Annotated in this window: 6 protein-coding genes; 3 read left to right on the top strand and 3 right to left on the bottom strand. The window is 73.0% G+C overall.

Going from position 1 to position 6,450, the window contains the following annotated elements; genetic code table 11:
• Both ABD481_RS46165 and ABD481_RS46170 read right to left on the bottom strand, forming a co-directional pair.
• The coding region (locus ABD481_RS46165; RefSeq protein WP_344672289.1) for an AMP-binding protein at positions 1-553 on the bottom strand (553 nt) is incomplete at its 3' end.
• A 193-nt stretch (positions 554-746) separates the two neighbouring features.
• Positions 747-2,372 (bottom strand): AMP-binding protein, encoded by a 1,626-nt coding sequence (locus tag ABD481_RS46170; RefSeq protein WP_344672290.1) that lies wholly within the window; start codon positions 2,370-2,372, stop codon positions 747-749.
• Between the two features lie 220 nt (positions 2,373-2,592).
• Here ABD481_RS46170 and ABD481_RS46175 point away from each other — a divergent pair, with 220 nt between their 5' ends.
• From ABD481_RS46175 to ABD481_RS46185, 3 genes are read left to right on the top strand one after another with little or no spacing between them, the layout of a single operon-like run.
• A complete protein-coding gene (locus ABD481_RS46175; RefSeq protein ID WP_344672291.1) occupies positions 2,593-3,558 on the top strand; it encodes an esterase/lipase family protein in 966 nt (321 codons plus the stop codon).
• Positions 3,559-3,567: 9 nt separating this feature from the next.
• Positions 3,568-4,173: a P-loop nucleotide/nucleoside kinase family protein gene (locus ABD481_RS46180; protein ID WP_344672292.1), complete on the top strand. Its 606-nt coding sequence runs from the start codon at positions 3,568-3,570 to the stop codon at positions 4,171-4,173.
• A 9-nt stretch (positions 4,174-4,182) separates the two neighbouring features.
• Positions 4,183-5,010, top strand: a complete 828-nt coding sequence (locus ABD481_RS46185) for an isocitrate lyase/PEP mutase family protein (protein WP_344672293.1) — start codon at positions 4,183-4,185, stop codon at positions 5,008-5,010.
• An 82-nt stretch (positions 5,011-5,092) separates the two neighbouring features.
• On the opposite strand, the gene ABD481_RS46190 is transcribed toward ABD481_RS46185, so the two are convergent.
• Entirely contained in the window at positions 5,093-6,049 is a 957-nt protein-coding gene (locus ABD481_RS46190; RefSeq protein ID WP_344672294.1) for a DUF2797 domain-containing protein, read from the bottom strand.
• Positions 6,050-6,450: the final 401 nt, after the last annotated feature.

Consider the following 6,450-nt stretch of genomic DNA (forward strand, 5'->3'; position numbering starts at 1 on the left):
CGGCCGGTCCGGCGGCGCCCGGACCGGCGGCGTCGGGCCAGGCGATGACCAGCGGCGCGGCGATGCGGGCGGCGGCGGCGTGCTCGGCGGACTCGGCGTCGGCCACCACCACGGCCGGCCGGTGGGCGCGCAGGACCTCGGCGGTGGCGCGCGCCGACAGGCCGGTGTTCAGCAGCATCACGTCGGCGCCGAGCTCGGCGCAGGCCAGGACGGTCTCGACGAACCAGGCGTGGTTGCGGCACAGGATCGCGACCCGGTCGCCGGGCCGGGCGCCGAGCCGCTCCAGGCCGTCGGCCAGCCGGACGGCGCGGCGGTGCAGGTCGCGGAAGGTGACCTCGCGGCGCTCGTCGATCACCGCGAGGCGGCGCGGCGAGCGGGCCGCGGCCGCCCGGTAGCCGCCGGCGACGGTGGCGCCCCACCGGTTCAGGCTGCTGAGCTGGCGGGCGTTGCGGTCCGGACGGCCCGGCACCAGGATGCCGGAGCGCATCAGGATGCGCAGGACGCGGGACCGGGTCCCCTTGGGGCCGGCGACTTCGCTGCGGTTCGCGGGCATGACGACGGTGCCCTCCCTGGTCGGACGGACGCGATGGGCAGGCGGTGCGGCGGCGCCGGGTACCGGGGGCGAAAGGGCCGGGGCACCGGGGCCGAAAGGGCCGGCGCCGGCCCGTGGCGAGGCCGGCGCCGGCAGGGCGAGCGGTGGTGGCGATGACCGCTTTGGGTGGTGTGGGGGGCGGGGCGGCGGCCGGTCAGTCGGCGAGCAGCCGGTTGACCACCTTGCCGGTGGCGTTGCGCGGCAGTTCGTCGACGAAGTGCACGTCGCGGGGCACCGAGAAGCGCGCGAGGCTGCCCTTCACCAGGGTCTTGACCTCCTCGGCGGTCATCGCGGCGCCGGGCAGCAGGGCGACGTAGGCGGCGAAGCGCTGGCCCCACTCGTCGTCCGGCACGCCGATCACGGCGCATTCGCGGACTCCGGGCTGCGCGGAGATGAGCTCCTCGACCTCGCGCGGGAAGACGTTCTCGCCGCCGGAGACGATCATGTCGTCGTCACGGCCGGAGACGAACAGCAGGCCGTGGGCGTCGACGTAGCCGCGGTCCCCGGTGGCCATGTAGCCGTCGGCGGTCTCCTTGTTGGCGCCGTTGGTGTAGCCCTCAAAGAGCATGTCGTTCCAGACGAAGATGCGGCCCACCTTGCCGGTCGGGACCGGTTCGCCGGAGTCCACGTCGCGGATCACGATCTTCGAGCCCAGCGGCGGCCGGCCGGCCGTGGTCGGGGCCTGGCGCAGGTCCTTGGGGTCGGCGATGGAGGCCCAGGAGACCTCGGTGGAGCCGTAGAAGTTGTAGAGGACCGGGCCGAAGGAGTCGAGGAACTTCGTCACCGAGGCGGCCGGGATCGCCGAGCCGGACAGGGCGACGATGCGCAGCGAGGAGGTGTCGTACTTCTTGATGACGTCCTCGCCGAGGTCCAGCATGCGCTGCGCCATCACCGGCACCGCGAACATCGCGGTGGGGCGCTTGGCCTGGACCGCCTTGAGCGTGGCCTCCGGGTCGAAGCGGCGCTGCATGATCAGCGTGGCGCGCAGCGGCATGGCGATCTGGAGCGCGGCCAGGCCCCAGGAGTGGAACATCGGCGCCGGGACCAGGATCCGCTCGCCGGCCCGCAGCGGGATCCGGCTCAGGATCGAGGCGGCCGCGCCGATGCCCGGCGGGTTGGGGCGGCGCGCGCCCTTGGGGGCGCCGGTGGTGCCGGAGGTGAGGACGATGATGCGGCCGGGCTTGGCCGGGGGCCTGCGGTCGGCGGCGGAAGCGCTGTCGACGACCTCGTCGAGGGTGAGCGCCACCTCGGCGCCGGGCTCGGGCCAGGCGTTGACGCGCAGCGTGTCCCGCGGGCAGCCGCCGAGCACCGCGTCGAACTCGGTGTCGGCGATCACCGCCTTGGGCTGCTGCTCCTGGAGCACCTGGCCGAGCTGGCCGGCCGACAGGCCGGTGTTCAGCAGCACCGCGTCGACGCCGAGTTCGGCGCAGGCGATGAAGCAGGTGACCATGCCGGCGTGGTTGCGGCACAGCAGCGCGATCTTGTCGCCGGGCTGGACGCCGCGGTCCTGCAGGCCGTTGGCCAGGCGGGTGGCGCGGGTGGTGAGCTCGCGGTAGGTGAGCACGACGCGCTCGTCGATCACCGCCTCGGCGTGGGGGGTGCGGGCGGCGGCGGCCCGGAAACCGCCGGCGATGGTGGCGCCCCAGGCCATGAGCGCGCGCAGCTGCCCGACGCTGCGATGCGGCGGTCCCGGCCGGATCACCCCGGCCCGCACCAGGGTCGCGGCCACCGCGAGGTGGGAACCGCCGCCGTCGATGGTCGCGCCTGCCGGGCCGGGCATGGTCGGTACCTGCTTTCTCGGGAGCTGGGGCGACCGGGTTCGATCCCGGGCCGATCCGTGGGGACTGTCCGCGAAGAAGTGCCGCTCGCTCGAAGTTACCCTCGGGTAAATTGGAGCCGACGTCAATACCCCGGCCCGGGGCGCGGCCGCCGGGGCCGCACGGGTGAAAGTCACGGTGTTGAGAATGTACGGCGGCGCGCCGGAGCCCTAGAAAGGAAGTATGCGACCGGGATCGAACCCTCTACGAACCCTGCGACACCGGGCCATCGGCCTGGCGACCGCGGCGCTGCTCGCGGCGTGCGCGACGGTGACGGCGGGGCCGGCAGCGGCCTCGCCGTCCGGAACCTCCTCCGGCATCGACGACTTCGGCTGCCGCCCGAGCGCCGCGCATCCGCGCCCGCTGGTGCTGCTGCATGGGACCTTCACGAACCCGGCCGACCAGTGGGTGGTCGCCGGCCCGTACTTCGCCGCGCTCGGCTACTGCGTGTTCGAGCTGGACTACGGCCAGTACGCCGGCATCCCGGCGGTGCACGCCATCGGGCCGATCGAGAGCTCGGCCCAGCAACTGGCGGCCTACGTGGACCAGGTGCTGGCCGCGACCGGGGCCGCGCAGGTCGACATCGTCGGACACTCGCAGGGCGGCGGCCCGCTGCCGCGCTACTACCTGAAGTTCCTCGGGGGCGCGCCGAAGGTGCACACGCTGGTCGGCATCGCGCCGACGAACCACGGCGGCACCGCCTCCGGGCTGTTCACGGTGGCGCAGCAGGTACCCGGAGCCACGCAGGTGCTGGGGACGGCGTGCCCGGCGTGCGTGGAGCAGTTCGTGGGATCGGACTTCAACGCGCGGCTGGACGCCGGCGGCGACACCGTTCCGGGCGTGCGGTACACGACGATCGTCACACGCCTGGACGAGCTGGTGACGCCGGTGACGAACCAGTTCCTGGCCGGGCCGCACGTGCACAACGTGGTGGTCCAGGACTTGTGCCCGCTGGACGTGTCGGAGCATGTGCTGATCGGCACGGTCGACGGCGTGGCGTTCCACGAGGCCGCGAACGCGCTGGATCCGGCGCACGCGAGGCCGACCACGTGTGCTGACACGCTCGGCGGCGTGACCGGACTGACGTCGGGGCTGGTCTCGGGACTGGCGCCGGGACTGGTCCCGGGGCTGATGCCGGGGCTGGTCTAGGCTCGGCGCATGTTCTCGACAGAGCCCGGCGACCCCGCCGATCTGTGGGTGGTCGCCGGCGCGCCGGGAGCGGGGAAGTCGACCGTCGCCGCGCTCCTGGCCCGCCGCCTCTCCCCGGTTCCGGCGGTGCTGGACAAGGACACCCTCTACGGCGGGTTCGTCGCGGCGACGTTGGAGGCGTCCGGGCGCGAATACGGCGAGCGCGAAGGCGCTTGGTACGACAAGCACATCAAGGTCCACGAATACGGTGGGATGACGGCCACCGCGCGCGAGATCCGGTCGAACGGCTGCCCGGTCCTGCTGGTGGCCCCGTTCACGGCGCAGATCCGCGACCCGGACCGCTGGGCCCGCTGGTGCGCCGAGCTGGGCGGCGGAACGGTCCGTCTGCTGTGGGTGCGATGCGACGTCGCGGTACTGCGCGACCGGGTCATCGCCCGCGGCCGTCCCGAGGACGCCGCCAAGCTCGCGTCCTTCGACGCCTGGGCGGCGGCGATCCGCCCGGACACCCCGCCCCCGGTCCCCCACCTCGCCGTGGACACCTCCCCCGGCGACCCCGACGCCCTCCGGGCCGACCTGGCGGATATTGCGGCGCTCGCCGAAAGGTCCACCGCATAGGGTTCCGGTATGAGCCTGCTGACCGCCGAAGACCAGTACCGCCGCGCCGAAGCCTTCCAGGCCCTGCACACCGGCCCCGACGTCTTCGTCATCGCCAACGCCTGGGACGCCGGCACCGCCAAAGCCTTCACCGCCCTCGGGTTCCGCGCACTGGCCACGACCAGCGCCGGCATCGCCCACTCCCTCGGCACCGCGGACGGCACCATCACCCGCGCCCAGACCCTGGCCAACGCCCGCGCCCTGGTCGAGGCCACCCACCTGCCGGTCGCCGGCGACCTGGAGAACGGCTTCGCCGCCGACGCGGACGGCATCCCCGAGACCATCCGCCTGGCCGCCGAGCACGGCCTGGTCGGCGGGTCCATCGAGGACGCGATCGACGGCGGCGTCATCCCCGTGGAAGCAGCCCTCGAACGCCTCCAGGCCGCGATCGAGGCGGCGCGCGCGCTGCCGTTCCCCTTCACCCTGACGGCGCGCGCCGAGAACTTCCTCTACGGCCGCGACGACCTGAAGGACACGATCGCCCGCCTCCAGGCCTACGAGGCGGCGGGCGCCGACGTGCTGTTCGCCCCGGGCCTCACCTCCGAGGAGCAGATCCGCGCGGTGGTGTCCGAGGTCGGGAAGCCGGTCAACGTCCTGGCCGGCGGCGCGCGCCTGGACGCGACGGTGGAGCAGCTCGGCGAGTGGGGCGTGCGCCGGATCAGCCTCGGGTCGAACCTGTCCCGGGCGGCGATGAGCGCGGCGATCCTGGGTGCGAAGGAGATCGCGGAGCAGGGGACGTTCGGGTTCGGGCGGAGCGGGGTGCTGGCGCACGGGGAGATCGAGGGCTACTTCGGGTAGCGGTGCTCGCTTCGGGTAGCGGTGCTCGGATACCGCGAGTGGCCGTTCTCAGAACGCGGTGGTTCTCAGAACGCGGTGGTTCTCAGAACAGCGTCGGCGTGTCGTAGAGCAACGGCCGCCGACGCTCCGCCGTCCGCACTCCCGCGACCACCGCGTCCTCCCCCGCCACCGCGGTGGTCCGCCCCGCGAGCAACCGCGTGTCCAGCAGCAACGGCGCGCCGTCGGCCACCGACACGAACACGTGCTTGCCGATCACCGCGCGCACCTCTCCCGCCAAAGTGCCGCTCTCCTCCAGCGCCTCGACCTCGTGATAGGTCGCCGGGGCGCCGTCGGCGAGGCCGAAGAAGGCGGTGTTGTCGATGATCGGACCGTCGGGGATCGGGTCTATGGAGTGGTCGGCCAGGATCCGGAGGGCTCGGGTGCGGGCTTCGGTGAGTGCCGAGCGCAGTCCGTCCGTTTCCGGGAGGGCCCACCAGGCTTCGACTTTCGCGCGGGAGCGGTAGCGCTCCTTGGCCAGACCCGCCGAGGAGAGGGTGAGCTCCGCGCGGCGGATGGCCGGGAGCGGGCCGGTCGCGATCAGGGTGTAGCCGATGGCGCCCTGTTCCAGGAGCCGGGCGACGCCGCGCTGCTCGGCGGTGATCCCGACCTTCAGCATGCCCGGAGCGAACCAGGCCAGATACAGCTGATAGGTGCGGCCGTCGTCGGTGACGCGGTCGCGGGCGACGGCCAGGCCGTGGTCGCGGCTCTGGCAGGCCGGGCACTGCGCCAGCTTCGACGCGGTGTCGATGCCGGCGTCGTCGGCGCACGCGGTGCGGCCGGTGCCGGGCGCGGTCCAGCCGACGCAGCGGCGGCGGCCGGACCAGGTCAGGGCCAGACGGGTGCCCGGCATGAGGGCTTTGAGCCGCAGGTCGCCACCCTCGACGGCGGTCAGCGCGGGACGCTCCTCGAACCAGCTCAGGCCGGTGCACAGCCGGTCGGCGGCCGGGGCGGGCGCCGGGACCCGGGGTTGGACGCCGCTCACCGCCTGGTTGTCCACCACGGGAACGACCCTAGAGGGTGGCACTGACAATTTCCGAACCGCGCTCGCGCGGGAACGGAAACGGGATCGGAACCGGCCCGGATGCGGGCTCAGGGCTCGCAGTTCCGGGCTCACGGCTCACGGCCCATGGTTCAGGGCCCATGGTTCAGGGCTCAGAGCTCAGGACTCATGGTTCAGAGCTTGCGGGCTCGGCGCTCAAGGCTCAAGGCTCAGGACTCAGGACTCAGGACTCAGGACTCAGGACTCAAGGCTCAAGGCTCAAGGCTCAAGGCTCAGTGCCTGTTGTCTTTCCGAACGGGGTCTTTGAGCTGGGGAAATAGGTGTGCTTGGGGCGTGTGGGGGTTCGTTGTTTGTGGCAGTTTCGGGGTGGGGGGTCGGTCCGATTCTGTGGGAGGCAGTCG

This window comes from Catenulispora yoronensis, from assembly GCF_039531695.1.
GTDB classification, from domain to species: Bacteria; Actinomycetota; Actinomycetes; order Streptomycetales; family Catenulisporaceae; genus Catenulispora; species Catenulispora yoronensis.